At 73.0% G+C, this 24,863-nt stretch carries 22 protein-coding genes and 1 pseudogene; 16 read left to right on the top strand and 7 right to left on the bottom strand.

Annotation, left to right across the window (positions count from 1 at the left end; genetic code table 11):
* From ABEE00_RS04165 to ABEE00_RS04175, 3 genes are read left to right on the top strand one after another with little or no spacing between them, the layout of a single operon-like run.
* Positions 1 to 2,082: a phage tail protein gene (locus tag ABEE00_RS04165; protein ID WP_345743834.1), complete on the top strand. Its 2,082-nt coding sequence runs from the start codon at positions 1 to 3 to the stop codon at positions 2,080 to 2,082.
* 16 nt (positions 2,083 to 2,098) lie between these two features.
* Entirely contained in the window at positions 2,099 to 3,655 is a 1,557-nt protein-coding gene (locus tag ABEE00_RS04170; RefSeq protein WP_345743835.1) for an IPT/TIG domain-containing protein, read from the top strand.
* A 13-nt stretch (positions 3,656 to 3,668) separates the two neighbouring features.
* The gene (locus tag ABEE00_RS04175) at positions 3,669 to 6,878 is read left to right on the top strand and encodes a vWA domain-containing protein (protein WP_345743836.1); all 3,210 of its coding nucleotides are present in this window, start codon (positions 3,669 to 3,671) and stop codon (positions 6,876 to 6,878) included.
* A gap of 100 nt (positions 6,879 to 6,978) precedes the next feature.
* Here ABEE00_RS04175 and ABEE00_RS04180 read toward each other — a convergent pair whose 3' ends face one another.
* Together ABEE00_RS04180 and ABEE00_RS04185 are read right to left on the bottom strand one after the other, a co-directional pair.
* The gene (locus ABEE00_RS04180; RefSeq protein ID WP_345743837.1) at positions 6,979 to 8,628 is read right to left on the bottom strand and encodes an alpha/beta hydrolase; all 1,650 of its coding nucleotides are present in this window, start codon (positions 8,626 to 8,628) and stop codon (positions 6,979 to 6,981) included.
* Complete coding sequence (locus ABEE00_RS04185; RefSeq protein ID WP_345743838.1) at positions 8,625 to 9,779, bottom strand: serine hydrolase domain-containing protein; 1,155 nt, start codon at positions 9,777 to 9,779, stop codon at positions 8,625 to 8,627. The genes ABEE00_RS04180 and ABEE00_RS04185 overlap by 4 nt, the downstream gene beginning before the upstream one ends.
* A gap of 213 nt (positions 9,780 to 9,992) precedes the next feature.
* Between ABEE00_RS04185 and ABEE00_RS04190 the strand changes: the two are divergent.
* Together ABEE00_RS04190 and ABEE00_RS04195 are read left to right on the top strand one after the other, a co-directional pair.
* Positions 9,993 to 10,476 (top strand): annotated as a pseudogene (locus ABEE00_RS04190) (alpha/beta fold hydrolase); the annotation flags it as partial.
* 119 nt (positions 10,477 to 10,595) lie between these two features.
* On the top strand, positions 10,596 to 11,498 hold the full coding sequence (locus ABEE00_RS04195; protein WP_345743839.1) for an NADP-dependent oxidoreductase: 903 nt from the start codon (positions 10,596 to 10,598) through the stop codon (positions 11,496 to 11,498).
* Positions 11,499 to 11,517: 19 nt separating this feature from the next.
* On the opposite strand, the gene ABEE00_RS04200 is transcribed toward ABEE00_RS04195, so the two are convergent.
* Positions 11,518 to 12,102, bottom strand: coding sequence for a helix-turn-helix domain-containing protein (locus tag ABEE00_RS04200; protein WP_345743840.1), 585 nt, complete (start codon positions 12,100 to 12,102; stop codon positions 11,518 to 11,520).
* Between the two features lie 131 nt (positions 12,103 to 12,233).
* On the opposite strand from ABEE00_RS04200, the gene ABEE00_RS04205 reads away from it, so the two are divergent.
* Genes ABEE00_RS04205 through ABEE00_RS04215 form a run of 3 tightly spaced genes read left to right on the top strand, consistent with a single transcriptional unit; the run spans position 12,234 to position 14,072 of the window.
* Positions 12,234 to 13,070 carry an EamA family transporter gene (locus ABEE00_RS04205; protein WP_345743841.1) on the top strand — a complete coding sequence of 279 codons (837 nt, stop codon included), beginning with the start codon at positions 12,234 to 12,236 and terminating at the stop codon, positions 13,068 to 13,070.
* A 40-nt stretch (positions 13,071 to 13,110) separates the two neighbouring features.
* Complete coding sequence (locus ABEE00_RS04210; protein WP_451918489.1) at positions 13,111 to 13,368, top strand: hypothetical protein; 258 nt, start codon at positions 13,111 to 13,113, stop codon at positions 13,366 to 13,368.
* On the top strand, positions 13,365 to 14,072 hold the full coding sequence (locus ABEE00_RS04215) for a B3/B4 domain-containing protein (RefSeq protein ID WP_345743842.1): 708 nt from the start codon (positions 13,365 to 13,367) through the stop codon (positions 14,070 to 14,072). Before ABEE00_RS04210 ends, ABEE00_RS04215 begins: the two co-directional genes overlap by 4 nt.
* A 92-nt stretch (positions 14,073 to 14,164) precedes the next feature.
* Here ABEE00_RS04215 and ABEE00_RS04220 read toward each other — a convergent pair whose 3' ends face one another.
* The gene (locus tag ABEE00_RS04220) at positions 14,165 to 14,539 is read right to left on the bottom strand and encodes an MmcQ/YjbR family DNA-binding protein (protein ID WP_345743843.1); all 375 of its coding nucleotides are present in this window, start codon (positions 14,537 to 14,539) and stop codon (positions 14,165 to 14,167) included.
* 136 nt (positions 14,540 to 14,675) lie between these two features.
* Here ABEE00_RS04220 and ABEE00_RS04225 point away from each other — a divergent pair, with 136 nt between their 5' ends.
* Both ABEE00_RS04225 and ABEE00_RS04230 read left to right on the top strand, forming a co-directional pair.
* Complete coding sequence (locus tag ABEE00_RS04225; RefSeq protein WP_345743844.1) at positions 14,676 to 14,975, top strand: hypothetical protein; 300 nt, start codon at positions 14,676 to 14,678, stop codon at positions 14,973 to 14,975.
* Positions 14,976 to 15,077: 102 nt separating this feature from the next.
* Complete coding sequence (locus ABEE00_RS04230; RefSeq protein ID WP_345743845.1) at positions 15,078 to 15,785, top strand: class I SAM-dependent methyltransferase; 708 nt, start codon at positions 15,078 to 15,080, stop codon at positions 15,783 to 15,785.
* Here the strand turns inward: ABEE00_RS04230 and ABEE00_RS04235 are convergent.
* Positions 15,782 to 16,501, bottom strand: a complete 720-nt coding sequence (locus ABEE00_RS04235) for a haloacid dehalogenase type II (RefSeq protein ID WP_345743846.1) — start codon at positions 16,499 to 16,501, stop codon at positions 15,782 to 15,784. The two genes, ABEE00_RS04230 and ABEE00_RS04235, sit on opposite strands and share 4 nt — an antisense overlap.
* A 100-nt stretch (positions 16,502 to 16,601) precedes the next feature.
* Between ABEE00_RS04235 and ABEE00_RS04240 the strand changes: the two genes are divergently transcribed.
* Positions 16,602 to 17,141 (top strand): CGNR zinc finger domain-containing protein, encoded by a 540-nt coding sequence (locus tag ABEE00_RS04240; RefSeq protein ID WP_345743847.1) that lies wholly within the window; start codon positions 16,602 to 16,604, stop codon positions 17,139 to 17,141.
* Positions 17,142 to 17,304: 163 nt separating this feature from the next.
* Here ABEE00_RS04240 and ABEE00_RS04245 read toward each other — a convergent pair whose 3' ends face one another.
* On the bottom strand, positions 17,305 to 18,942 hold the full coding sequence (locus tag ABEE00_RS04245; protein WP_345743848.1) for a peptide MFS transporter: 1,638 nt from the start codon (positions 18,940 to 18,942) through the stop codon (positions 17,305 to 17,307).
* Between the two features lie 540 nt (positions 18,943 to 19,482).
* Positions 19,483 to 19,923: a MarR family winged helix-turn-helix transcriptional regulator gene (locus tag ABEE00_RS04250; RefSeq protein WP_345743849.1), complete on the bottom strand. Its 441-nt coding sequence runs from the start codon at positions 19,921 to 19,923 to the stop codon at positions 19,483 to 19,485.
* Between the two features lie 131 nt (positions 19,924 to 20,054).
* Between ABEE00_RS04250 and ABEE00_RS04255 the strand changes: the two genes are divergently transcribed.
* From ABEE00_RS04255 to ABEE00_RS04270, 5 genes are all read left to right on the top strand, one after another.
* A complete protein-coding gene (locus tag ABEE00_RS04255) occupies positions 20,055 to 20,990 on the top strand; it encodes a quinone oxidoreductase family protein (protein WP_345743850.1) in 936 nt (311 codons plus the stop codon).
* A 171-nt stretch (positions 20,991 to 21,161) separates the two neighbouring features.
* Positions 21,162 to 21,560: a VOC family protein gene (locus ABEE00_RS04260; protein WP_345743851.1), complete on the top strand. Its 399-nt coding sequence runs from the start codon at positions 21,162 to 21,164 to the stop codon at positions 21,558 to 21,560.
* 588 nt (positions 21,561 to 22,148) lie between these two features.
* Positions 22,149 to 23,387: a cytochrome P450 gene (locus tag ABEE00_RS04265; RefSeq protein ID WP_345743852.1), complete on the top strand. Its 1,239-nt coding sequence runs from the start codon at positions 22,149 to 22,151 to the stop codon at positions 23,385 to 23,387.
* A gap of 5 nt (positions 23,388 to 23,392) precedes the next feature.
* Positions 23,393 to 23,485, top strand: a complete 93-nt coding sequence (locus ABEE00_RS35750; protein WP_474775246.1) for a hyalucidin A family RiPP precursor — start codon at positions 23,393 to 23,395, stop codon at positions 23,483 to 23,485.
* 49 nt (positions 23,486 to 23,534) lie between these two features.
* Positions 23,535 to 24,761, top strand: a complete 1,227-nt coding sequence (locus ABEE00_RS04270; protein WP_345743853.1) for a cytochrome P450 — start codon at positions 23,535 to 23,537, stop codon at positions 24,759 to 24,761.
* The last annotated feature ends 102 nt before the right edge of the window (positions 24,762 to 24,863 follow it).

The following is a 24,863-nucleotide window of genomic DNA, read 5'->3' on the forward strand; positions in this document are numbered from 1 at the left end:
ATGCGGCTCCTGGACATCACCGCCACCGCGCACCGTGACGGCAACCGGATCGACCTCGCCTGGCGCATTCCGGGCGACGCCGAGGGCCCCGTGTGGGTGCGCGCCGTACGCCGCTCCGGCAGCCACCCCGTGGACCCGGACGACGGCGCCGTGGTCGGGGAGGGCTTCGGCCTGAACGCGGTCTCCGACACCGGGCTCCAGGGCGAAACGGTCTTCTACTACACGCTGTTCCCCGCGCCCGGCGGCCTCTTCCCGCCGGTCTTCGAACCCGACCCGCACAACACCGCCTCCGCGCTCGCCCTCTCCCCGTACGGATTCGCCGAGCGCATGTACGCGCTGCTGCCCGCCCTCTACCTGCGCTACGACGCCACCCGCACGGCGCCGCCGGGCACCGTGCCACCCGCCGACGCGGACAAGGGGCAGCTCCGCCGCTTCCTCGACCTGCCGGGCGGCGAACTCGACCGGATCTACAGCCTCACGCGCGCCGCGCTCGCCCTCACCGACCCCTACCGCACCGACGACCGGCTGCTCCCGCTGCTCGGCGACTGGATCGGCTGGCCCGTCAACCTCGCCCTGCCCGTCGCCGCGCAGCGCAACGAGATCCGCCACGCGCCGCGCCTCTACCAGGCGGCGGGCACCGTGCCCGCGCTGGACGCCACCGTCGCGCGGGTCACCGGCTGGCCGAGCAGCACCAAGGAGTACGTGCACAACGTGGCCCGCACCAACCAGCCCGAGCGCCTGAACCTGTGGTCCGCGATCCGTCCGCCGGGCGGCACCGCGTTCGCCGGGCCCGACCGTCCGGTGTCCCTCAACTCCGCGTACGACGGGCGCCCTTCGGGCCTGCGCAGCACCGACGCGGCGGACGCGCCGGCGGAGTTCTTCTTCCACACCCGCAAGCGGCACGGCTTCGACATCTGGACCAAGCGCTTCGTGGCCGGGGCGTGGGAGGCCAGCGCGCCCGTCGTGGACCGGCCCGGCATCGACAAGTACCCGTCGGCAGCGCGCCAGTCGACCCGCACCTGGCTGTTCTGGCAGAGCTGCGACACCTCGCGCCCGGCCGGCCGGCGCCTGTGGCAGATCGCCTTCAGCACCCGTACCGGCACGGCCTTCGCGCCGCCCGCGCTCTTCCGCGACAACGGGCGCGAGCAGCGGCTGCCCGCCGCGGTCGCCGACGGTTCGGGCGGGCTCTGGCTGTTCTGGCTGGAGCGCACCGACGGTGTGTGGCAGCTTCGCTACAACCGGCACAACGGCACCGCCTGGCAGCTCGCCGAACCCGCCGTCTTCCCGACCGACGGCGGCGCAGACCCGCGCGTCGAGGACGACCTGTGCGCGCTGTTCAGGCCGGGCAGCACGGGGCCGCGGCTCTGGCTCTTCTGGGCGCGCCGCGAGCCCACCGGAGTGGCCGGGCAGACGCGCTGGACCCTCGCGCACCGCAGCAAGCAGGGCCTCGACCCGGCCGTCAACGACTGGTCGGCGGTGCGCACCGTGCCGAAGACCAGCCCCGCCTACCACGACCGCGAGCCCGCGGCCCTGAACACCCCGGACGGCAACATCGAGCTGCTCTGGTCCTCCACCCAGAACGGCGGCTGGTCACTCCAGCGCAACACCCTCGCCGTCACACCGCTCACCTGGGGCGCGAACCAGCTCGTCGTGGGCGGCCCGTACTCCCGCCGCGGCCCGGCCGCCCTCTCCGTACCCGCCGGGACGCTGCTGCTTTACGGGTCCAACGCGAGCGTGCCGTACGACAGTTCCACCTACGGCGCCACCCACACCCTCGACCACCGCTACGCCGGGACGACCACCGTGGACACCGGCGCGAAGGCCAAGCTCGACCTGCGCGGGACCTTCGGCGACTTCCAGAGCTATCTGTACGACACCGCGCAGGGCGGTCCAGAGCCCGCCCGGCACCGCATCGCGCGCGGCGCGGTCGGGCTGTTCCTCACCCCGGGGGACGAGACCCCCGAGGAGATCGCGCGGATCCTCTCGCGACTGGCGGGCGTGCTGCCCGGCTTCCTGCCCGCCGCGACGCGCCCCGTACTGATCACGCCCCGGTCCCTCCGGGACCGCATGACACCTTCATGACACCTACGGAGAGGCCATGGCCGACTATTCGAGGCCGCCGCTGGACGAGCTGGTGGCCAATCAGCAGAAGGGCTACGTCGGGCTCCACGTCGAACAGGGCGTGCCCGTGCTGGACCGGGACCTCAACCTGCTCCACGACCTGATAGCCGCCACCGTGCGCTCGGTCGTCAGCCGCTACATCGGCAACGGCGCGGCCGCCGGGTCCAACGGCTTCGCCATCCAGGCGCTGCCCTCCGACGGCGGCCAGAACAAGCAGGACTTCCGCATCGCCGCCGGCGACAACAACACCCCGGGCAGCGCCCTGGTCGGCGGCATCGAGGTGAGCATCCCCGCACCCGCCACCTACAAGACCCAGCCGGGCCCCGCGCCCCCACCGCTCACCACGCCCACGGCGGCCCAGCCCGATCCGCGGGTGGACACCGTCTACCTGGATGTGTGGCTGTCCGAGGTGGACGGTGTGATCGACCAGGGTCTGCTGAACAAGACGGATGTGGGGGTCGAGACCTCCGTACGGCTGCTGCCCACGTGGGCGGTGCGCGTGGCCGAGGCCGCGACCGCGCCGCCCGCGCCGGGCCCTGGGCACAGCTTCTATCCGCTGGCCAGCCTCGCCAGGCGGCGCGGCCAGGACACCGTCGAGGCATCGATGATCACCGATCTGCGGCAGCGCAGGCTCACCGTCGCGGACGCCGAACGGCGGCTCGGCGTCCTGGAGAAGGCGCTGCTCATGCCCGCCTTCAACCCCGTCACCAACCAGCAGTTCTCGCCGCGCGCCGGAAAGATCGGCCAGCAGATCACGCTGAGCGGCAGCAACTTCCAGTTCGCCCCGGTCACCGTGCGGTTCGGCGACATCCAGGCACGGATCGTCGGCGCGCCCTCGGCGACCGCCATCGTCGCGCGGGTGCCCGGCGGACTCACCCCCTCGGGCACCGTGAGCAGCCCCGTGAAGATCACGGTCAGCAACGCGGGCGGCTCCGTGGTCAGCGACGACAGCTTCGGCCCGCAGCTCGACCCGGCCTTCGCGCCCGACCCCGGTACGCAGTTCGCGCCGGTCAACGGCCCGGCCGGGACCCAGGTGACCCTCAACGGCTTCAACTTCAACGGCGGCTCGCCGCAGGTGCAGTTCGGCGCCACGGCGGCCACCGTCATCGGGACGCCGAGCAACACGCAGCTCCTCGCGCAGGTGCCGGCCGGACTCGTACCGGGCGGCCAGCCGAACGCCGACGTGAAGATCACCGTGACCACCGCGCAGGGCACCGTGCTCAGCGACGACACCTTCCGCGCCGAACTGGCCACGCCCGCGCCGACGTTCGCGGCGCCCGGCAGTCAGTTCAACCCGAAGAACGGGTCGGCGGGCGCCGCGGTGACCCTGTCCGGCAGCAACTTCAACTTCGGGCCCGTCACGGTCAAGTTCGACACGGTCAGCGCGAGCATCGTCGGCGCGCCCTCGGGGACGCAGATCAACACCCAGGTCCCGGCCGGCGTGACGCCGCCCGGCGTCCAGAAGGCCGTGAAGATCACCGTGACCACGGCGGGCGGCAGCGTCACCAGCACCGATTCCTTCAACGTCAGCTAGCCAGGAGGACGGCATGTTCAAGGTCTATCCCGACACCCAGCCCACCCCGCTGCCGCAGCAGGTGGCGTCCGGTGCGACGGCGGCCCTCACCTTCGCCCAGCTCACCGGGCCCTCCAGCTTCCCCGGCATCTACGCGGCGACCATGCACCTGCGGGTGGCCATGTTCGGCGGAGCCTTCGCGCCGGGACTCTCCCTCAGCGCCGGCGGCGGCCCGGCCCTCCTGCTGACCGCCAACTCCACGCAGATCAACACCCCGGCGGGGCGGCTCGGCGACGCCAAGGCCGTGGCCGAGGCCGACAACATCACCCGCATACAGGTCGACTTCGACGCCGAGACCGCGGTGACCTGGCAGCTCCTCATCCACAACAACGACCCCACCGACACACGCGAGTTCACCTTCGTGGTCGCCCAGACCCTCGCCGAGACCGCACAGCCGTGGATCGACCTGGCCCTGCCCGACCCGCTGAACCCCGCGACCCCGCTGACCTTCCACGCGCTCGTCAACGAGTCCTTCGACCGCAGCCTGCGCATCCGCAACCTCGGCACCGCGCCCTTCACCGTCACCGGGCTCAGCACCGCGCTGGACAACCTGACGGCGACCGTGCCGGCCGCCCCCGTACCGCCCTCCGGCACCGGCGACCTGGCCCTCACCTTCACCGCGCCCGCGACCCCTCCGGCGCCCGACGGCACCTTCAACGGGCAGGCCAATGTGGTCGTTTCGCCGGCCGACACCGTGGCGGGCACCGTCCAGGGGCACAACCAGCGCCTCGCGCTGAGCACCAGCACCCAGCAGGTCGAGGTCGCGCTGCTGCTGGACAGCTCAGGCAGCATGGGGTGGGACGCCGTCGGCGGTACGCCGCCCAGTGCGCAGCGCTCACGCTGGGGCGAGCTCGCCGACGCCGTCGGCTCCGGATTCCTGCCGCTGCTGGTCCACTTCCACGACCACGGCCGCTTCGGCATCGCCCACTTCCCCGCGCCCAACCCGCAGGACCCGCACAGCGCGGACATCGTCCCCATCGGCCCCATGCCGCAGGACCAGGCCGAGATCACCAACATCAAGAACAAGGTGACCGCGATCGTGCCGTCGGGCGGCACGCCCATGGGCGACGGACTGCAGTACGTGATGAACGCGCCGACCGGCTATTTCGCCGACGACGAGGTGAGCCGCACCTCGGGACGGCGGTGGCTGCTGCTGATGAGCGACGGCGCGAACAACTCGGGTGTGCACAACCCGCTGGAGTTCATCAGCCCGACCGCGCCGAAGGGCAACTCCTTCGTCGACAAGAACGTGTCCGTCTTCGCCGTGGCCTACGGCATCGACGGCCACACCGACGTCAACCACACCCTGATGAAGAACCTGGCCGCCGGTTCGGTCAACGGCGGGCTCGAGGTCAACGTGGACGAGGAGAACACCACGGCGCAGAAGCTCGCCGACAAGCTCCGCACCCCGCTCAAGAACGGGCTGACCAACGCGACGGCCGGACTCGACCCGCAGGGCACCTTCGTCTTCGGCCAGGACCAGGAGATCCGCCACGAGGCCGTCATCACGCCGTACGACACCAAGGCGGCCTTCGTCCTGGACTGGAACACCCCGGATCCAGGACGGCTGCGGCTCGAACTCATCACCCCCGCCTGCGAGCGGATCACCCCGGAGAACGCGGGGCAGGGCCGCTACGCGAAGGTGACCTTCGTCGGCGGGAACCGCTCGGCGATCTACCTGATCGACCCGGAGTTCCTGCGCGGGGGCGGCGCGGGCGGAGTGGGCGACGCCGGGGGCGAGAGGGGCGAGGGCGGTGGCGAGCCCGACGACCGGTTCGGCACCTGGAAGTTCGTGGTCAGCTCCCCGCCGGTCATCGGTGTGGCAGGGGAGGGCGAGGCGTCCGCGGAAGGCGAGGCGGCCGGCCGTGGCGGCTTCGCCACCGAGGACTACACGTACGAACTCCTCGTCGACTCCACACTCCGCATCGAGGTCACCACCGACAAGGACGTCTACTTCGCGGGCGACCCGGTGACCGTGCGCGCGCAGCTCACCGCCAAGGGCCGCCCCGTACGCGGGGCCGCCGTCTCGCTGTCCGCCACCGCGCCCGAGCGGTCGGCGAACAATCAACTGGCGGCGCTGCGCGTGCCGGAGGAGTTCCTGCGCCGGGCCGAGGAGCTGCTGCACGGCAAGGACGCCAGCCCGCTGCTGGTCAAGCAGGTGGGTGCGCAGCTCGCCGGGCTCGGCCTGCTCGGCGGCGTACGGGAGGACAGGCTCGCCATGGCCGACGCGGACGACGACGGCGTCTACCGGGCCGCCGTCACCGACACCGCCGTCCCCGAGCAGCGCACCTTCTACGTGACCGCCGACGGCGTCACCGGCGACGGCGTGCCCTTCCACCGCGAGGGCAAGGTGGAGACGTTCATCGAGGTACGCCCCGAACCCGTCGGCACCCTGCTGGACATCCGGCAGTCGGCGCCCGGGCTCATCGACGTCACGGTCACCCCGCGCGACCGCTTCGGCAACGTCGTGTTCGTCGATCCGGACGTCACCGGCGGCTTCGGCATCACCGCGCTCGGCGGCAGGCCCAGCGGCCTGACCAGCAGGCTCGACGGCACGTACACGGGAACCGTCAGCTTCGACCCGAAGGTGACGCCCTCCATCGGGCTGCAGTTCGGCGGGGTCGAGGTGATCCCCGCGAAGCCCGTGCCGGACATCGGCGACCTCTACTACGCGGACTGCGTCCTCGCCTACCAGCCCGGCGAGCCGACACGGGGCAACGAGCACACCGAGCCCCGGCAGGCGCTGGGCAGCGTGGAGAACAAGCCGGACGACCAGTTCGTGTCGCTGGGCGCGTTCGGCAGGCTCACGGTCGGCATCGGGCACCACGTGATCCTTCCCGGCGCCAAGGACACGGACGTCACGGTGTTCGTCCACCCCGACGCCGACCCGCGCCCCTACCGCGTGGAGGCGCAGACCGTGGACCACAAGCAGTGGGTGACCCTGGGCGAATCCCCGGGCATCACCGCCTCGTTCAGCCTGCGCGGCGGCAAGGTGAAGCAGTCGCGCGCGATCCGCGTCACCGACCTGAGCGGCCGGGCGCGCGGCGACGACGGCCTCCCGCTGTCCTCGCCCGGCGTCAGCATCCGCGGCATCGGCGCCGAACGGATCAAGAAGGACTCGGGCACCAACAGCGTGTCCGGCGGGGAGGAGGAGAGCGAGGGGACGGAGGGGGCCGGTAGGTGACCGCCTGAGAAGCGGGCGGCATGGCGCGCCGGCGGTACGAGACACCGGCGGCCGGAAACTCCGGCCGCCGGCATCCCCCCCCCCGGGGGGTCTCCCCGCCTCACTTCCGCCGCGGATCCTTCGCGCACAGCGTGTCGCGCTCCGGCAGTCGGCCCGTGCTCAGATACGCGTTGACCTGGGCATACACGCAGCGGTTCGGGTACATCCCGTACACCCCGTGGACGCTCGCGCGCAGCGTGATCATGCGGGAGCGCGGCATCGCGCGGTGCAGGGCCAGCCCGCTCGCGTACGGGGTGCGGGTGTCGCCCGTGGCCTGCACGATCAGTCCGGGCACGCCGTTGCCGGTCAGCACCGGTCGCTCCAGCGGCTCGTCCGGCCAGAAGGCGCACGGATTCGTGCCGTTGAAGACCGGGCCGAACAGCGGCGCCCGCGCACGGCTGCGCTCGACGTTCCCCCGGTACCAGGACAGATCGCGCGGCGCCCCGTTGTCGCCGCACAGCAGCGCGAGTTGCAGCGAGGTCTGGGTGTCCACCGGGCCGTCCGGCGGGCCGAGCGCCTCGGCCAGTTCGGGGGTGGGCTCGACGGTGCGGCCCTGCGCGGCCCGGTGCAGGAGCCGCACGTTCTTCGCCGTCTCCGCGTACGCGCGGTCGTCGGTCATCAACGACACCAGTACAAAGGGCACCTGTTGCCCGTCCGCCGTGAAGCGGCCCACCTTCAGCGGTTCGCGCGCCGCCTGCCGGGCGATGCCCTCGACGGTCGCCCGCACCTCCTTGGCCGAACCGCCCAGCCCGTACGTGCCGTTGCGCCGCGCGGCCCACGCCGCCCAGTCGTCGAGGAACTTCTCGTTCGCCGCAGCCGGGCGGCGGAAGGCCTCCGTCTGCCACAGCGCGGGGTCTAGCGCGCTGTCCAGCAGCAGCCGGTCGACGCGGCGCGGGAACATCTTCGCGTACACCGCGCCGAGGTAGGTCCCGTACGAGACACCGAAGTACGAGGTCCTGCGCTCACCCAGCACGGCGCGCAGCAGGTCCATGTCGCGCGCGGTATTGCGGGTCGTGAAGTGCCGCAGATACGGCATCTTCTGCCCGTACCGCCCCGCCTTTCCCTCCCCGTATTTGCCCTGGCAACTGCGCACCAGCCCCCTGACGAAGCGCGCGTGCGCGCGGAATCCGGCCGCGTCGTAGCCGGCGGAGCGCAGCCAGTGCCCGTTGGTGCCGCAGTGCAGCGCCTCGCTGCGGCCGACGCCGCGCGGGTCCATGCCGATCAGGTCGTAGCGCGCGGCGAGCTTCTTCCCCATGGCGGGCGCGTCCATCAGCGGCATGTCGAGCGTCGGGCCGCCGGGTCCGCCGGAGTTGTGCATCAGCAGACCGATGCGGTGCGCGGTGTCGGTCGCCTTGATCCGCGAGAAGGAGATGCGCAGCGTACGGCCCTGCGGATGGCGATAGTCCAGCGGTACGCGGATCGAGGCACACCGCGCACCGGCCTTGTCCAGCTCCTTGTGGCGGCACGACTGCCAGTGCGGGCGCTGATGGACGAAGGAGCGGAGTGCGGGGGAGTACGTGTCCGCCGCGCGCGCCGTCTCCGTACGGGACGCGGCCGGGCGTGTGGTGCCTGCCGCCGCCGTGAAGCCGGTGAGCCCGGTGACGGCGAGCGCCGCCGCGAGGCCGCCGACGACGGTCGCGCGCGTGAGACCCCGTAACCGCCGTTTCCCCTTCCCTGCCGCTAAGCCTTCCGTGTGCGTGTACCGCCTCACGAGCCTGCTCCTCTCCGGGGCACGGACCGGAAGATCCGTTCCACCGTGTCGACGACGGCCTGCGAGCCGTCGGGATTCTCCGAGACCTCGTTCACCGCGACGATCACCGCGCGGCCGTCCTCGGTGACGCCGCCGCGGGTGCGGGTGCCGGCGACGGTGCCGCCGTGACCCCAGTAACTGCCGCCTCCCGCGGCCTCGTTGAGCGGGTACTGCGCGAGCCCGAGCCCGTAGCGGGCCCCGCGCGCGATGTCGGCCGGGACCGTCGCGCGCATCTGCGCGAGCTGCGCGTGCGGCAGCAGCCGCCCCTCCAACTGGGCCGTGAAGAAGGCGATCAGGTCGTGTGCGGAGGAGACCAGCGCGCCCGCGGCGCCGATCAGCGAGGTGTTGATGAAGGCGACCTCGCGGTGCGCGGGCTCTCGACGCTGGCCGCGCGCACCGCCCCGCCGCACCGGCTCGTACGCCTTCGGGTGCGGGCCGCGCAGGCGCTGTTCGGGCCAGCGCGGCCAGTACGTGTCCGGCAGCCCGAGCCTGTCGACGACCCGTCGCCGCACCTCGTCCTGTACGCGGCGCCCCGTCACCCGCTCGACCAGCAGCCCGAGCACGATGTACCCGGTGTTGCTGTACCCCCAGCCGCGCCCCGGCGGGAACTGCGGCCGCTGGCGCAGCGCGAGCGCCACGACGCGCTCCGGGCGGATGTATCCGGGGCGGTGCTCGGTCAGTTCCTCGGGCAGGTCGGGCAGCCCCGCGGTGTGCTGGAGCACCTGCCGTACGGTCATGCGGCGCCCGTCGTTGCCGTGTCCGCGGATCACGCCCGGCAGATAGCGCTCGACCGGCGAGTCGAGGACCAGCCGCCCCGCGGCGGCCAGTTGGAGCACCACCGTGGCCACGAACGACTTGGTGTGGCTCGCGACCCTCAGCCGCGAACGGTGCGGAAACGGCCTGCCGGTCGCCAGATCCCCCGCACCGGCCCCGACCTCCCACGTACGCCCGCCGGGCGCGACGAGCACCGCCTGCGCCCCCGGCAGCCCCTCGGCCGCGACCAGCGCCTCCAGCTCTTTTCGTACGAGGCCGAGGTCGGGCTGGTGGGGGTGCGGGCGCCGGCTTGTGCGGGGCGCGGCGTGCGCTTCGGCGCTGAGCGCGGCGCCGGGCACGAACAATGCGCTCCCGGCGAGGACCGCCGAGCCCCGAAGGAGGTTGCGTCTGCTGGGGGAACGGGGCCGTGGCCCCGCCGAAGTGCCGGTCTGTGCACCGGTGTTGTCCCTCGTCATGTACGCAACGATCGCGGAGGGGGCGCGGCCCCCGGAATGGCACGCGCTACCGCATTCGGAGGAGGGGACGCCCCAGGCCGAGGGGCGGGTTAACCCCCGGGGCGGGAGCCGTGCCGGGTGTACGTCCATGGTCTGGGCGCGAGTTCACCCGCGTACTTCACGGCGACCGCCGCGCATCCGGCGCTGGCCGACGCGAACCTCGACCCGGTCGAGCCGCGCCCCGGCGCCCCGGGGAGCGGCGGGATCGCCGCGTACTCCGAGCGGGATTTCCTGGCGGGCGGCTGGGAGGAGATGCGCGAACGGGCCGGTGCGCACTGGTGGTCCACGATGCGCCTGGCCGGCCGCGAGGCCCTGCACCGCAGCGCGGTCCACCTGACCCGCGCCGCTCTGCGCGGCCTCCTCCGGGACCTGGAGATCCCCCGCACGTTCCTCCACCCCGAGGCCGACGGCCCCTTCCCCGGCCGACGCGCTCACGGCGTCCGGTGTGCACGTCGTCCCGGTCCCCGACACGGGCCACAACATGATGCTCGACAACCCGGAGACCTTCGCCCGGGCAACGGCGGCGGCGCTGGCGCTGTAGCCCTAACCTGGCACCATCAGCGCAGCTCACCGCATGGATCGAGCCGAAACGGCACATGGCGGGCCAGCACTGCGAACCACGTTCCACCACACCACCCGACCGGGAGGGGAGAACGCATCATGAAGGCCGCCCGATTCAGCCGCTTCGGCGGGCCCGAGGTCTTGGAGATCGTGGATCTCCCCGCGCCGCGGCCCTGCCCCGGCCAGGTCCGCATCGCGGTGCGCGCCGCCGGTGTGAACCCGAGCGACTGGAAGAAGCGCAGGGGCCTGATGGACGAGGGGCTGCCGCAGACGCTGGGCCACGAGGCGGCCGGCGTCGTCGACGCGCTCGGCGAGGGCGTCACCGATGTGGCGGTCGGCGACCGGATGTTCGGCTTCTCCGCCGAGGAGGGCGCCCAGGCCGAGAGCGCGGTGCTGTCCCACTACGCGCCGATCCCGCGCGCCCTCGACTTCCCCGGCGCTGCCGCGCTGCCGGCCGCCGTCGAGACCGCGACCCGCGCGCTGGACCGGCTCGGCGTCACCGGCTGCCGGACGGTGCTGGTCAACGGGGCCTCGGGGAGCGTCGGCAGCGCAGCGGTCCAGCTCGCCGTCGCGCGCGGCGCCCGCGTGATCGGCACCGCGAGCCCCGGCAACCACGCGTACCTGCGCACGCTCGGCGCCGAGCCCGTCGCGTACGGAGAGGGCCTGGCCGACCGCGTACGCGCGCTCGCACCCGGCGGTGTCGATCTGGCGCTGGACGTGGCGGGAAGCGGGGTGCTGCCCGAGCTGATCGAGCTCGCCGGCGTGCCCGAACACGTCCTCACCGTCGCGGACTTCGCGGGCGCGCAGGAGCACGGGGTGCGGTTCAGCCGCGGCGAGGACGGCCGCGCGCTCCACGCGCTCGCCGAGATCGGCCCGCTGGTCGAGTCGGGCCGCTTCGCGCTCCCGGTCGCCCGCGCCTTCCCGCTGACGGAGATCGCCGAGGCACACCGGACAGCGGAGCAGGGCCTCGTACGGGGAAAGCTCGTCCTGCTCGTCGAGTGAGCCCGTCGGTGTCGCATGCCTACGTGGCAGGCGCAGGCCCCGGCGGCAGATGGACCGTCATGATCAGGTGGCAGGTCCCGGTGCCCGCGCCGCGGTAGCCGTGGGGCGCGTCGCCGTCGAAGGTCGCCGTCTGGCCCGCCTTGACCGTGTGCTCCGCTCCGTCCACGACCAGCACCATCCGCCCGGCCGTGACGCTCACGGTCTCCACGACTCCGGCCTGGTGGGGGTGGCTGGGGTACTCCTCGCCCGGTTCGAGGCTCCAGCGCCAGACCTCCACCGGGGCCGGGCCCGAGGTGGTCAGCATCAGCCGCGCCCGGCTGCCCTTCTCGCCGGTCCACAGCGGAGCCACCCCGTCCGCCGCGACCACCCGCACCCGGCCCTCCGGCGGTCCCTGCATCAGGTCGGACACCGAGATGCCCAGGGTGTCGGCGAGCCGGACGAGGGTGGCCAGGTTCGGGTTGCCCTGCGCCTTCTCCAGGCCGACCAGCGCGCCCTTGCTGACCTGCGCGCGCCGGGCCAGTTCCTCCAGGGAAAGGCCCGCGCGCGTGCGGGCCGCCCTGACGTTGTGCGCGACCGTCCGCAGGGCCGCGGCCGTCTCGACCACCCTTGCTCACCATCCCCTCGCCACCGACCGCTGCCGGAGCAGTGGAATGCACCGGGCGGTCGTTTGGTTGACACCGGCCGGTCGTTTTACTGTACGGTCCGGTCGTTCCACCGAATCGTAAGGGATGTGCCGTGATCGCTCTGCTGCTGGCCCTGGGCAGCTCCCTCGCCTATGGCTCCGCCGACTTCCTCGGCGGCCTGGGCGCCCGCAAGGCGCATGTGCTGCGCACCGTGATGGTCGCCGCGCCCGCCAGCCTCGTGGTCGAGCTGCTGCTGTGGCCGCTGCTCGGCGCCTCGTTCACCGCGGGGTCCGTCGCCTGGGGCGCGGCCTCCGGCGTCGCCTCGGCCGCTGCCTTCGCGCTGCTCTACAAGACCCTGGCCCTCGGCCCCATGAACGTGCTCTCGCCGGTCACCGCGCTGGTCTCCGCCGCGCTGCCCGTCGGCGTGGGACTCGTGCAGGGCGAGCACCTGACCGCCGCGGGGCTCGCCGGGCTGCCGCTCGCGCTGGTGGCGGTGGTGCTGGTCAGCGCCGGACACGGGGCGGGCGCCGCGCGCCCCTCGCGTACCGCGCTGGCCCTGGCCTTCGGCGCGGGCGCCGCCATCGCGCTCCAGCTCGTCTTCCTCCACCAGGCGCCCTCCGACAGCGGCGTGGCCCCGCTGATCGTCGGCCGCGCGGTCTCCTCGGCTGTGACGCTGGCCGCGGCCGGGATCATGTTCCGCAGGCTGGGCGCCGAGAAGCCGGCGTACGCGATGTCGGCCACCGCCGGGGTGCTGGACTCGCTGGCGAACCTGCTCTTCCTCCTCGCCTCCCGCAGCGGCGACCTGTCCGTGGTCGCCGTGATCACCGCGCTCTACCCGGCGGGAACGGTGCTGCTCGCGCGCGGCGTGCTGGCCGAGCGCATCCACCGCGGCCAGCTCCTCGGCCTCGGCACGGCGGCCGTCGCGGTGAGCCTCCTCGCCCTGACCTAGAGGCGCGGGCCGCGCCCCCGGCGAACCCCCGTACGGCAGGATGCTGTCCGGCATCCGCGGGCTGCGGCTCGAAGTGGCCGGCGTGCGGGCCAAGTTCAAGTGCGACGACCAGAAGCCGGCCGAGCACCGCAGCGGCGTCGCCGGCCGGCTCGCCGAGCGCGGGCGGGGGCTGGACGCGCCGGCGGCGCACCAGCAGCGCCGCCGCCTGGACCGCATCGGCACCTGGAACGACCGACCCAAGCCGATTCATAAGCCAACTCATAAGCCACTTCACAGAGAGCGGAGCGGAATTCCATGACCACCTTCACCCTCGCCCCCGCCGTCGCCGAGGCGTTCCCCGGCACCCGCATCGCCCTGGTCACCGCCACGGGCCTGCGCGGTCACGAGGAATGGCCGCGGACGGCCGCCGCCCTGCGGCAGTTGGAGGACCGGCTCGCCGAGGGCGCCTGGCAGCCCGCCGACGAGAACGACCCGCGCATCGAGGCGTGGCACACCGCGTACCGCTCCTTCGGCACCAACCCGCGCCGCATCCGCCCCAGCGTGGACGCGCTCGGCCGCCGCCTCGCGAAGAAGGGCGCGCTGCCGCGCATCAACCCCGCAGTCGACTCCTACAACGCGGTCTCGGTCGGCCACGGACTGCCCGCGGGCGCCTTCGACCTGGACCGGGTGAGCGGCGACGTCGCCATCCGGTACGCGGAGGGCACCGAGACCTTCACCCCGCTCGGCGAGCCCGACACCGAGGAGACCCCCAAGCCCGGCGAGATCATCTACGCGGACGGCGCCGGAGTCCTCACCCGCCACTGGAACCACCGCGACGCCCACCGCACCCGCGTCACCGAGGACTCGGCGCACGTGGTCTTCGCCTTGGAGACCCTGCACGCCGACCGCGACGGCCACCTCCTCAAGAGCGCAGCGGAGGAACTCCGGGACCTGCTCGCCCCGCACGGCGAGGAGATCGCGGTGCACTGCCTCAGCGCGGCGGAGCCCGAGATCACCGTGTGAGCGCGGACGGCTGCCTCGTACGCGGGCGTCCCCGGCCTGCGGTCCCCGGCCTGCGGTCCCCGGCCTGGTTTGTGGCCCGGGCTGCGTACGCCTCAGTCCTGGCGGTGCAGGAGTGTCAGGCGTTCGCGGTCGGCCTTGCGGAGACCGGCGATGACCTGCGCGTACGAGTGGTCCACCATCTCGCGCAGCTCGTCGGCGGGCACGCTGCCGTCGAGCAGCACGGTGTTCCAGTGCCGCTTGTTGGTGTGGTAACCGGGCGTGACCGCCGCGTACTGCTCGCGCAGATGCAGGGCCAGGCCGGGGTCGCACTTCAGGGTCACGCGGCCCGGCTGCCCTGGGGCCGGGCCGCTGAGGATCGCGAACATCTTGCCGGCCACCTTGTAGACCAGCACGCCGGGACCGAAGGGCTCGTCCTCCCAGGTCTCCGGCAGGGTCAGCGCGTAGTCCGCCAGCTCTTCGGGTGTCATCCGCTCCTCCGCCTCACCGCACGCACGTACGGGCCACCACCCAACCACGGACCGTACGGAGTGTGGTGCTGCGTCTCCGGGTACGCGTACGCACGAGGCGCCAGTGAGAGGGGTGCCAGCGAGAGGGGAGCCCCGGATGCCCGAGCCCCAGCACCAGTCGGAGCCCCGAGCCGAGACGCAGGGTGAGGAGCGGCTGCCCTGGCGGCGCGATGAGAGCTGGCGCCGCCGCTATCCGCAGAGCCGCCCCGACATGCACGCGGGCCTGCCGCACAGCACCCTCGACCCGTACATGGGCCAGGTCAGGCAGTACGCAACGCTGGGCAACGCCGCGCGCAGCAGCTACCTCACCTCCTGGCAGCGCAAGATGATGGCGGCTTTCGTGATCGGCGTGGCCGTCGTCGCGGTGGCGTCGGTGGCACTGGCGCTGTGGGGCTGAGCTGCGTCTTCGTCGCCCCTTGACCTTGCCCCAAGGGGAGCGCCCAACGTGCTGTCTCCGGCCGGAGGTTCCGGGCGGGGATACCGGCGGAGGAGGGCTCCCATGGACGGTGACCGTGGTCTGCTGGCGGAGCAGTGCGCCTACTACCGGGCGGCCGCCGCCGAGTACGACCGCCCGTACGCGGAACGCCGCGAGCTGCGGGATCTGCTGGCCTCCGCCGCCGAACTGCCGGTGAGCGGCGACGTGGTGGAACTCGCCTGCGGTACGGGGCAGTGGACCGCGCTGCTCGCGGCGCGGGCGCGTTCGGTGACGGCGCTGGACGCGTCGGCCGAAGTGCTGGAGCTCGCACGGCTGCGGGCCGCGGCGCCCCACGTACGGTTCGAGCGGGCGGACGTGTTCGCGTGGCGGCCGGCGCGGCGCTACGACACCGTCTTCTTCGCCTTCTGGCTCTCCCACGTGCCGCCGGCGCTGCTGCCCGCCTTCTGGGAGCGGGTGGCCGCCGCGCTGGCGCCGGGCGGCAGGGCGGTCTTCGTGGACGACGGGCCCGAAGCGGCCGCGCGGGAGGAGGTGCTCGAGGGGCAGGCCGTTCCCGCTGTGGTGCGCCGGCTCGATGACGGCAGCCGGCACCGCGTCGTGAAGGTCTTCCACGACGCGGTGGGCCTCGCCGACCAGCTCGCGCGCCTCGGCTGGTCGGCCCGCATTCGGCCGGTGGGCGCGCAGTTCATCGGGGTCGCGGAACTTCGTGCGGACGCCGCGAGTTTCCCTACGGGCGCCGCGTGTTGGGAGGTGTCGCGCCCTGGCCCGCCCTAGCCGGGGTGGCCGTCTCCGGGCCGGTCGTCCGGCGTGAGCGCGGTGGCCAGTTCCTCCATCCCGCCGAACCAGCCGTCGAAGGTGTCGGAGTCCGCCGGCGGATCGCCGCCCGGCCGGTGGACGTACGCCGTACGCATCCCGCACGCCTGCGCGCCGCGCAGGTCCCAGGCGTGCGTGGCCACCATCAGCGCCCGGTCCGGCGCGCAGCCCGCGGTGTCGAGGGCGAAGCGGTAGGCCGCGGGCGCCGGCTTGTAGGCCGCGATCGCCTGGCCGGACAGGACCAGGTGCCAGCGCAGACCGGAGTGCGCGTGGAGGTCCAGGAGCGCGGAGGAGCTCGCGTTCGAGAGCCCGAGCACGCGGAAGTGCCGTGCCAGGCGCGCGAGTCCGGCGGCGGAGTCCTGCCAGGGCGAGTGCCGCCGCCCCGCCGTGGCCAGCCGCGCGACGGTGTCCGGGTCGGTGATCCCCGCCTTTGCGGCCACCTGCCGGGCCGCCTCGGCGTCCAGCACATCGGAGTCGGCGTACGCGCGCTGCCCCTGCGCGATGCGGTGATGCTCCTGGTCGATGTGCCGTTGCCAGACGGCGTACAGCTCATCGGCCGCCGCTTCGTCGGTGCCGGGCGCGGCGTGCCGGATCGCGGCGCGCAGGCCGCCGGTGTCGTCGACCAGCGTGCCGAGGATGTCGAAGACGACGACGTCGATGTCGCGCAGCTCGGTCATGCGTTCCTCTCTCGTGGTGGGAGCACTCCGTCACCCCCTGAACAGGTGACGGCTGCCCGACGACATTGTCATCGTCGCCGTAACCGGTCAAGATGGTGACGTGGAATTCGCATTCGTCAGCGGCAACCCGGCGCTCGACCTGGCCGCCACCGTGGGCACGCGCCGGGACGCGCCCGTCGACCTGCTCACCGAGCCCGCCGATCTCGAACGGTGGGTGGCGGCGTGCGAGGAGCTGCCCGACCGCGTGAGCGTCGACGCCGCGGGGCTCCAGCAGGCGCATGCGCTGCGCGAGGCGGTCTACCGGCTCGCCCTGGACCGTGTGCTCCAGCGGCCGTTCGAGCCGCGCAGCCTCCGTACGGTCAACGGCGCCGCCGCCGCACCGCCGCCCACCCTCCGGCTCGGCGAGGCGGGTCTGCGCAGGTCGGGGGACCTGAGCGCGGTCCTGTCCGAGGTGGCCAGGAGCGCCCTCACCGTGCTCGGCGACCCGGACGCCTGCCTGAAGGAGTGCGGCCGCACCGACTGCACCCGCATCTACCTGGACCGCTCGCGCGGCGCCCGCCGCACGTGGTGCGGCATGGACGCCTGCGGCAACCGCGTGAAGGCGGCGGCGTACCGGGCGCGGAAGCGGGCGTCGGAGTAGGGGAGTTGAAGGGGCGCGGGGGCGGGAATAGGTCGCGAGCCCTCGCGCGGCCGCCCGCGGTTCCCGCGGAAAGACTCCGGCCCCACCTTCGGCCGCTCAATTGCTCATGGGCGGACGGAAGATGGGGCCGGTCGCGTAGGAGGTGCGGGCCGGAGGGCCGGGGTTACGAGGTGGTGCCGGACGCGGCCTGGGGCTCGCCCGTGCCGCCGGTGCCCGAGCCGTCGTGGTCACCGCTGATCATTCTGCGGTAGACCATCGGCGCGTAGAACCACAGCGCGACGCCGAGCAGCACCACGAGCACGCCGATGATGCCGAAGTAGGGGCCCGACGTGGCCGGGCTGTAGAACTTCGAGATCTGCGCGATCAGGCCCTGCGCCGCCGCGTCCGAGGCGTAGTTGAGGCCCACGACCTGCGAGGCGAAGGCCACCGGCGCGAGCTGCGTGGTGACCGAGAGGGCCACCGGGTTCACGAACAGTTCGCCGATCGCGATGACCGCGAGGCTGATCAGCGGCCAGACCGGATTGACCTTCGTGTGCGCCCCGTGCAGGAGCCACGGCAGGAAGAGCAGCGCGAAGCCGGCGCCGGTCAGCACCAGGCCGATGGCGAACTTGCGCGGCGCGTGCGGCTGGCGGCTCGACTTCGTCCAGAGCACGGCCAGCACGGGGGCCACCACCAGCATGATCACCGGGTTGATGGTCTGCACGAGCGTCGGATCCAGGTGGAAGCCCCAGGCGTTGAGGTCCGTCTGCTGGTCCGCGTAGCTCGCCATGATGGTGAACTGCTGCTCCTCGATGAACCAGAACACCACCATCGCGATGAACAGCGGGATGAAGGCCAGCACCCGCCCGCGTTCGGCCGGGGTGACCTTGCGGCTGCGCAGCATGACCCAGAAGTACGCCGCGGGCACCACCAGCGCGAGGATGCTCACCGCGTTGACCACGCCGTCCGCGCTGAAGTGCCCCGTCGCCACCAGGGCGCCGATCACGAGGGCCAGCACCAGGAGACCGCCGGAGATCGCGCCGTACACCCGCGCACGGTCCCGGGGCTCCAGCGGGTTGGGGGTCTTGAGGCCGGCCTCGCCCAGGGTGCGGCGGGCGCGCAGCAGGTACTGCGCCAGACCGATGGCCATGCCCACCGCGGCGGCGCCGAAGCCCCAGTGGAAGTGGTTGCCCGCGGCGCTGGACTCGTTGGGGCTGGTCAGCACGTCGCCCACGATGATCGGGGAGAGGAAGGAGCCGACCTGCACGCCCATCACGAACAGGGTGAAGCCCGCGTCGCGCCGGTCGTCCCCCTCCTCGTACAGGTCGCCGACGTTCTTGGTGATGTTGGGCTTGAGCAGCCCGGTGCCCATCACCAGAAGGATCATGGACAGGTAGAGGGCGAGGGGCCCGCCGCCCGGCACCGCCAGGGCGACGTGCGCGAACATGATCAGCACGCAGCCCCAGGTGATGGAGCGGCGCGCGCCCAGCAGCCGGTCGGCCACCCAGCCCCCGGCGATGCCGGACATGTACAGGGCGGCGCCGTAGATGGACACCAGGCTCATGGCCAGGTTCTTGTCCAGGCCCAGGCCGCCGTGCGCCGCCTGGTAGTACATGTAATAGAGCAGAATCGCCTTCATGCCGTAGTAGGAGAAGCGCTCCCACATCTCGGTCATGAACAGCGTGGAAAGTCCCCAGGGGTGCCCGAAGAATCTCTTCCGGGACGCCTCGGCGGGGGCGGGTGTGGGGGTTTGTGTCACGGGCCGTGCCTTTCGTTTCGTGCCGCTCGCCGAAGGCGGCACCACGCAGCCCGTTCCGTACACGCCCCGAGGGCATCATGCCGTCACCGCACCGCCGCGTGGCTCCCGCCCCTGAGGCGGCGCACCAGCATCAAGCTTCTCGAAGAACCTCGTACGCGATATGCGATGTCGTGCGTGTGCTGTGGGGGGACAAGCGGGGCCGACTTCCGCCGGGCGCGGCGCAGATGCGCATCGCGGCATGGGCGCGAAGCCATCCGGAATTCGCCGGCAGGGGCGGAATGGGAGGGAGTTCCACGCGCCGGAGGCCGCGATGGGCAGCCAGCGCATGCCGCCGGACGGCAGCCATGAACACCCCCATGTACCCGCATGTGCGAACGTGTTTTCCCCTGTTTTCCGTATGGCATCACGCGGCCCCGAGAGGGTCAACCAGGCACGTTCAAACGGAAGTTAATGAGAAGTAATGTGCTGGAATGATGACCGCAAAGCGCGGCCGCGGGAGCTGCGCATTTCGGATGGAAGGGCTCCGTCGCCGCATCCGCCGATGACGGTCGCGGCGTACCCGGTGGGCGTCCGCGGCCGCTGAGGGGGGCATGGCAACCGCTCTCACTCCACTCCGCTGATTCTGCGGAGCATCTCCAGGAACTGCTTTCGCTCGGCCGCCGAAAGGGGCGCCAGGAGTTCGTCGTTGGCGCGCTTTCCCGCCTCCGTGCACTCCGCCAGGCGGCGTTCGCCCGCTGCGGTGAGGCTGACCCTGTTCTTGCGGCGGTCGGCCGGGTCGGGGGAGCGGGCGACGAGCGCCGCGCCCTGAAGGTCGTTGAGGACGCCGACCAGGTCCTTGGGGTCGAGCGCGACCGTTCTGCCGAGGTCGGCCTGGGCCACGGGGCCCATGTCGGCGAGCGCGGCCAGCACGACGTGGTGCCACATCCGCATGTCGTGCGGCGCCAACGCCTGCGCGACCAGCCCGCGCCCGCGCGCCGCCGCCCGGCCGAGGAGCCAGCTGGGGAGGGCGCGGATGCGGCTCGGCGCCGAGGGGTTCTCCGTCATGCACGGCAGCCTACCGGCAAAACCATTGGGAACCCCAATGACTGTGGCGTATCGTGGGGCCGTCAATCCGTTGGGGATCCCAATGAAATCGAGTGCCCTCATGGCTTCGAGGGCCCGGGAGGGGAGTGCGCATGCGGCGCGTCCGGTACGAACACGGCGGCGGGCCAGAGGTGTTGTTCGCCGAGGAGGCCCCCGTACCCGAGCCGGGGCCAGGCGAACTGCTCCTCAAGACCGAGGCGATAGGCGTCACGCTGCCCGTCGTGCGCAAGGTGCGGGAGAGCGCCGAGCCCATCGCGCTCGGCGGCGAGGTGGCCGGCGAAGTGGTGCGCGTCGGCGAGGGCGTGCGCGAGTACGCGCCGGGCGACCGGGTCACCGGCCTGTGCTTCGGACACGGGTACGCGGACTACGCGCTGCTGCACACCGCGATGACCTCCCGCGTCCCGGCGGGTGCGACGGCGCGGGACGCGGTCGCGCTGGTACGCAGCGGGGTGGTGGCACTGGGTGCGCTGGAGGCGGCGGGGCCGGGGGAGGGCGCGTCGGAGGGCGGGTCAGTCCTCGTTACCGCGGCGGCCAGCGGGGTGGGTCATCTCGCCCTGCAACTGGCCCGGTTGAGGGGTGCTTCGCGGGTGGTCGCCGCCGTCGGCGACCCGGCCAAGGCGGACTTCGTCCGCTCTCTGGGCGCGGACGAGGTGGTGGCCTACGGCGACGCGCACTGGGGCGACCCGGTCGACATCGCGCTCGACGCGGTCGGCGGCGACCTGCTGACCCCGGCGCTGAGGGCGCTCGCGCCCGGCGGCCGGCTGGTCGCGTACAGCTCGGGAGGCGGCACCATCGCCGCGTACGACCTGCTCGTGGGCGGAAAGTCGGCGATCGGCTTCCAGGTCGCGCGCGTGGCCCGCGAGGAGCCGCTGCGCTACGCGGGGTGGATCGCGGAACTGTGGCGCCTGTTCGCCGAGGGCGCCCTGCGGCCCGCGGTCCACGCCGAGTTCGCCCTGGAGGACGCGGGGCGCGCGCATGCGGTGATCGAGGGGCGGGGGAATCGGGGGAAGGTGATTCTGGTGCCTTAGGGGTGGGGTGGAGCGGGCCCGGGATTTGGGGCCCGAGTCCTGGTGAGCGGGACCGGTCTCGGGCCCCGGGACCTACGGCCGGTGGCCGATGCGGGCGTGACCGGTACGGACTTAGCGTGCGGGAGTTGATCCGCAGCGCGCTCGTGTGCGCCGTCGTCGTGGGGGAGAGCCGTGCCGTTCACCGCAGAGAGCCACATCCGCATCGCGCGCCCGTCGCGGGATCTCGTACGCGCCGAGCGTTTCTGGGTGCAGGGGCTGGGGCTGAGCCCGCTCTACCGGAAGCGGACGGAGGAGGGGCACGAACTGCTGATGGTGGGGCTCCCCGGAGCCTCCTGGCACCTGGAACTCGTGACCGCGCCGGAGCAGGTCGCGCCGCGCCCCACGGACGAGGACCTGCTCGTGATCTACCTGGACGACCGGGTCCCCGAGGAGCTGCTGGCACGCCTGGAGGAGCACGGCGGCCACCGCGTACCCTCCCCGAACCCGTACTGGAATGAATGGGGCACCACCGTCGAGGACCCTGACGGGTACCGGTTGGTGCTGTGCCGGCGTGGGTGGTCCAACGCCTAGCCGGTCCAACGCCCGGGACGCTCCCGAGGTTCCACGCCTCAGGCGTCACCTTCCCGCGATTCTGCGGCCTTTACGTTGGAGCGCTCCCGCATCCGCCGCAGCCGCCACGCGCTCTTCCGGCGCGGTGCCGTGCATGCCGTCATACGTGCGGGCCGGGCCGTTTGCGTGGCGCCGCCCGCAGCCGGTGCGCAGCATCCCTGCCGTACGGCCACACCGCGGCGCGGCCCAACTGGCGCAGGGCGAGCGGTACGCGGGCGAAGCGCGGGGGAGCGGGGCGCGGGCCGGCCTGGGCACGTGGCGGGAGGCGCCGCAGGCCGCGGGCCCTCCGTCACTCGATAGAGGCATACGGAGCATGCCCCGGCGCCGGGGCCGGGGCACGACAACGGCTGTCGCGCCCCTCCGTACTCACCGCTGGAGAGACGGAGTTGGGGCCGCCGCATATACGCCGGGGCCGGCATGGCGGAGGCGCCGCGCTCGGGCCACGCTGTTGCGCGCAGTCCGATGCCACGGGGGACGAGCGCATCGGCCGGGCCGCGCGCACCCACCGGCCCGGCGGTGCCCTGCGCCCTCCGCATCCCGGGAGGGCCCATGACGCCACCGGCCGACGGAATCCGCGGCGTACCCCGCAAGGGGACGCGGGGCGGCGGAACGCCCCCTTCCGATGCCGCCTCCGCCGCCTTCCGGCGCGACCCGTTGGCGTACCTGACCAGGGAGTTCGCGCAGGCGCCCGACGACGTGTGGCGCTCCGCCCCGGGGCCGGTGTGCGTGGCGGGCGGCGAGGCGGCGCGCGAGGTGATGGCCAACGCGCAGGGGCACTTCGCCGACACGTCCGACTTCTTCCACACGCGGGAGGGCGTGTTCGGCCCGCGCGCGGCGCAGTTGGAGATCGGCCGCGCCGGTCGGAAGCTGATGCGCCGTCACCTCGCCGCTCACCGGGACCGCCTGCCGCACCTCGTCCGCACCCGGCTGACCCCCGTCAGCTCCTGGCCGGATGCGGGAAACCTGCTGGTCGCCGAGCACCTGCGAGAACTGCTCCTGGCACCGGAAGCACCACCCGCACTGCGCGACACCATCCGGGACGTCATCACCCGCGCCGTACTGGCCGGCGCCCGCGAACGCCAGACACCGCCCGCACGACTGCTGCTGCGCCGCCGGGTGCGACGCACGCTGACCCGCGAGATCCGCGTACGCCGCGAAGCCCTCCGCCGCAAAGGCGCTCCCGGGGTGCCGCGCGATCTCCTGGACGTCGTCGTCGCGCACGGAGGCTCGGACGCCCCGCCGGACGAACTGGCCGAGGTCTACCTCTCGTTCGTGTTCGCCACGGTCGGCTCGATCGGCTTCGCCCTCGGCTGGTGCGTCTACCTCACCGCCACGCACCCCGGTACCGCGGACGAGGAGCCGGGTTACATCGTGCGCGAGGCACTGCGCCTGTGGCCGGTGGCCTGGCTGTTCGCGCGCACCCCTGAGCAGGCGCACGAACTCTCCGGTGTGCCCGTCGGACCGGGCGACGAAGTGGCCGTGTGCTCCTACCTCGTCCACCACAACCCGCGCCACTGGCCGCGCCCCGACTCCTTCGAGCCCGGACGCTGGGCACGGCCCGCGCCCGAGGCGGCGTACCTGCCCTTCGGCCTCGGCCCGCACTCCTGCGCCGGAGCCGGGGTGACACTGCACCTGCTCGAGGACCTGGTCCGCCTGATCGTCCACGAGCTGCGCCCCGAGGTCGTCCCCTCCGGCGGCGCACCCCACCTGGGCCCCGCGCTGGCTCCGCCCCGCTTCACCGCGGAACCGCGCGGCCACGTACGCACCGACCCACCCGAAAGGAGGTGAAGACCGTGAGGAAGCTGTACCGCTCTGCCAAGTCCGCCCTGAACATTCGCCTGGGCTACTCCGCACCGCACTTCTGGTACCTCTACCACCACATCTGATCCACTACCGGGGGCCGCGGCCCGCGGCCCCCGCACTGCGGGAGCGCCCATGACCAGCCCGCACCACCCCACCGACTTCCTGGACGATCTGCGCCGCCGCAGCGCGGCGGAGGACGGCGTCTTCTGGATCGACGGCGATCTGCTCGGCATCTTCGAACCGGCCGCCGCACGCCGGGTGAGCAGCGAGAACTGGCGCGGCCTCGAAATGCAGGACCGCCTCGCCGACATGGTGCTGCGCCGCCGCAGCACGCGGGTGCCCTGGGCCCGCGTCCGCACCGCGTGGCTGACGCAGATGCACGCGCTGAGCACCGCCGACCAGCACGCCCGGCTGCTGGAGCGCATGCGCCGCCTGCTGGACGCGCGGCTGGGCGAGGACGTGGACCTCGTACGGGCCGTCCAGGACGTGGCGGTCCAGTCCGTGCTGCCCCTCGCGCTTTCGGGTCTGACGGCGCGCGAATCCCGCCGCGTCCTCGACGACCTGGAGCAGAAACTCCTGAGACTGCTCGACCGCTCTCCCGGCCACGGCCCGCGCCACCGCCTGCACTTCGTCGCCGTTCAGATCAGGGCCGGGCTCGTGGTGCGCCGGGTGCTGCGGGACCGCGCCCGCGGACGCCGGCCGCGCGAGGCCGACCTCGCCGACCCGGTGGTCGACCTCCTTCCCGACCTGGGCATGGACCGCGCGCTGGACGTCGTCACCGCGGTGCTCACCGCGATCGGCGGCCCGCCGGGCTCGGCCGCCACCTCGGTGCTCTACGAACTGGCCCGCCGGCCCGAGTGGACCCGGCGGCTCACACGCGAGCTCCAGGCCCTGGACGAGGCGCAGTTCTGCGCGGCACCGGCGAAGGCCGCCCCGCTCACCCACCGCTTCGTGAAGGAGGTGCTGCGCATGTGGAGCCCGCCCCTGCTGCTCATGCGCCGCGCCCGCCACACCTTCGACGTCGGCGGCGTACGACTCCCGGCCGGGCGCGGCTATGTGATGAGCCCGCACATGATCCACCGCGACGCCCGGTACTGGATGCGCCCCGACACCTTCGATCCCGACCGCTTCCTGCCCGGTGCCGAACACGGGCCGGCCGGGCGCGGCCACTACGTGCCCTTCGGCTGGGAACCCAAGCGGTGCATCGGCGCGGGCCTCGGCACCACCCAACTCATGGCGCTCTGCTACCTGATGTGCACCCGCTACCGGCTCACCGTCCCCGACCCCGAGGCGGTCACCATGACGTACCGCTTCGCGCCGGTCCCGCGCGAATTCCGCGGGGAGATCGCGCTGCGGTGAGGAGCGCCCGGCCGTACGCGGCGGGACCGGGTGCCCGTTCACCTCTTCTACGCTGCCCGGGTACCCGGCGCCACCGCCGTGCGCGCGTCCCGGGCCCGGCCC

This window comes from Streptomyces odontomachicola (genome assembly GCF_039605595.1).
Lineage (GTDB): Bacteria > Actinomycetota > Actinomycetes > Streptomycetales > Streptomycetaceae > Streptomyces.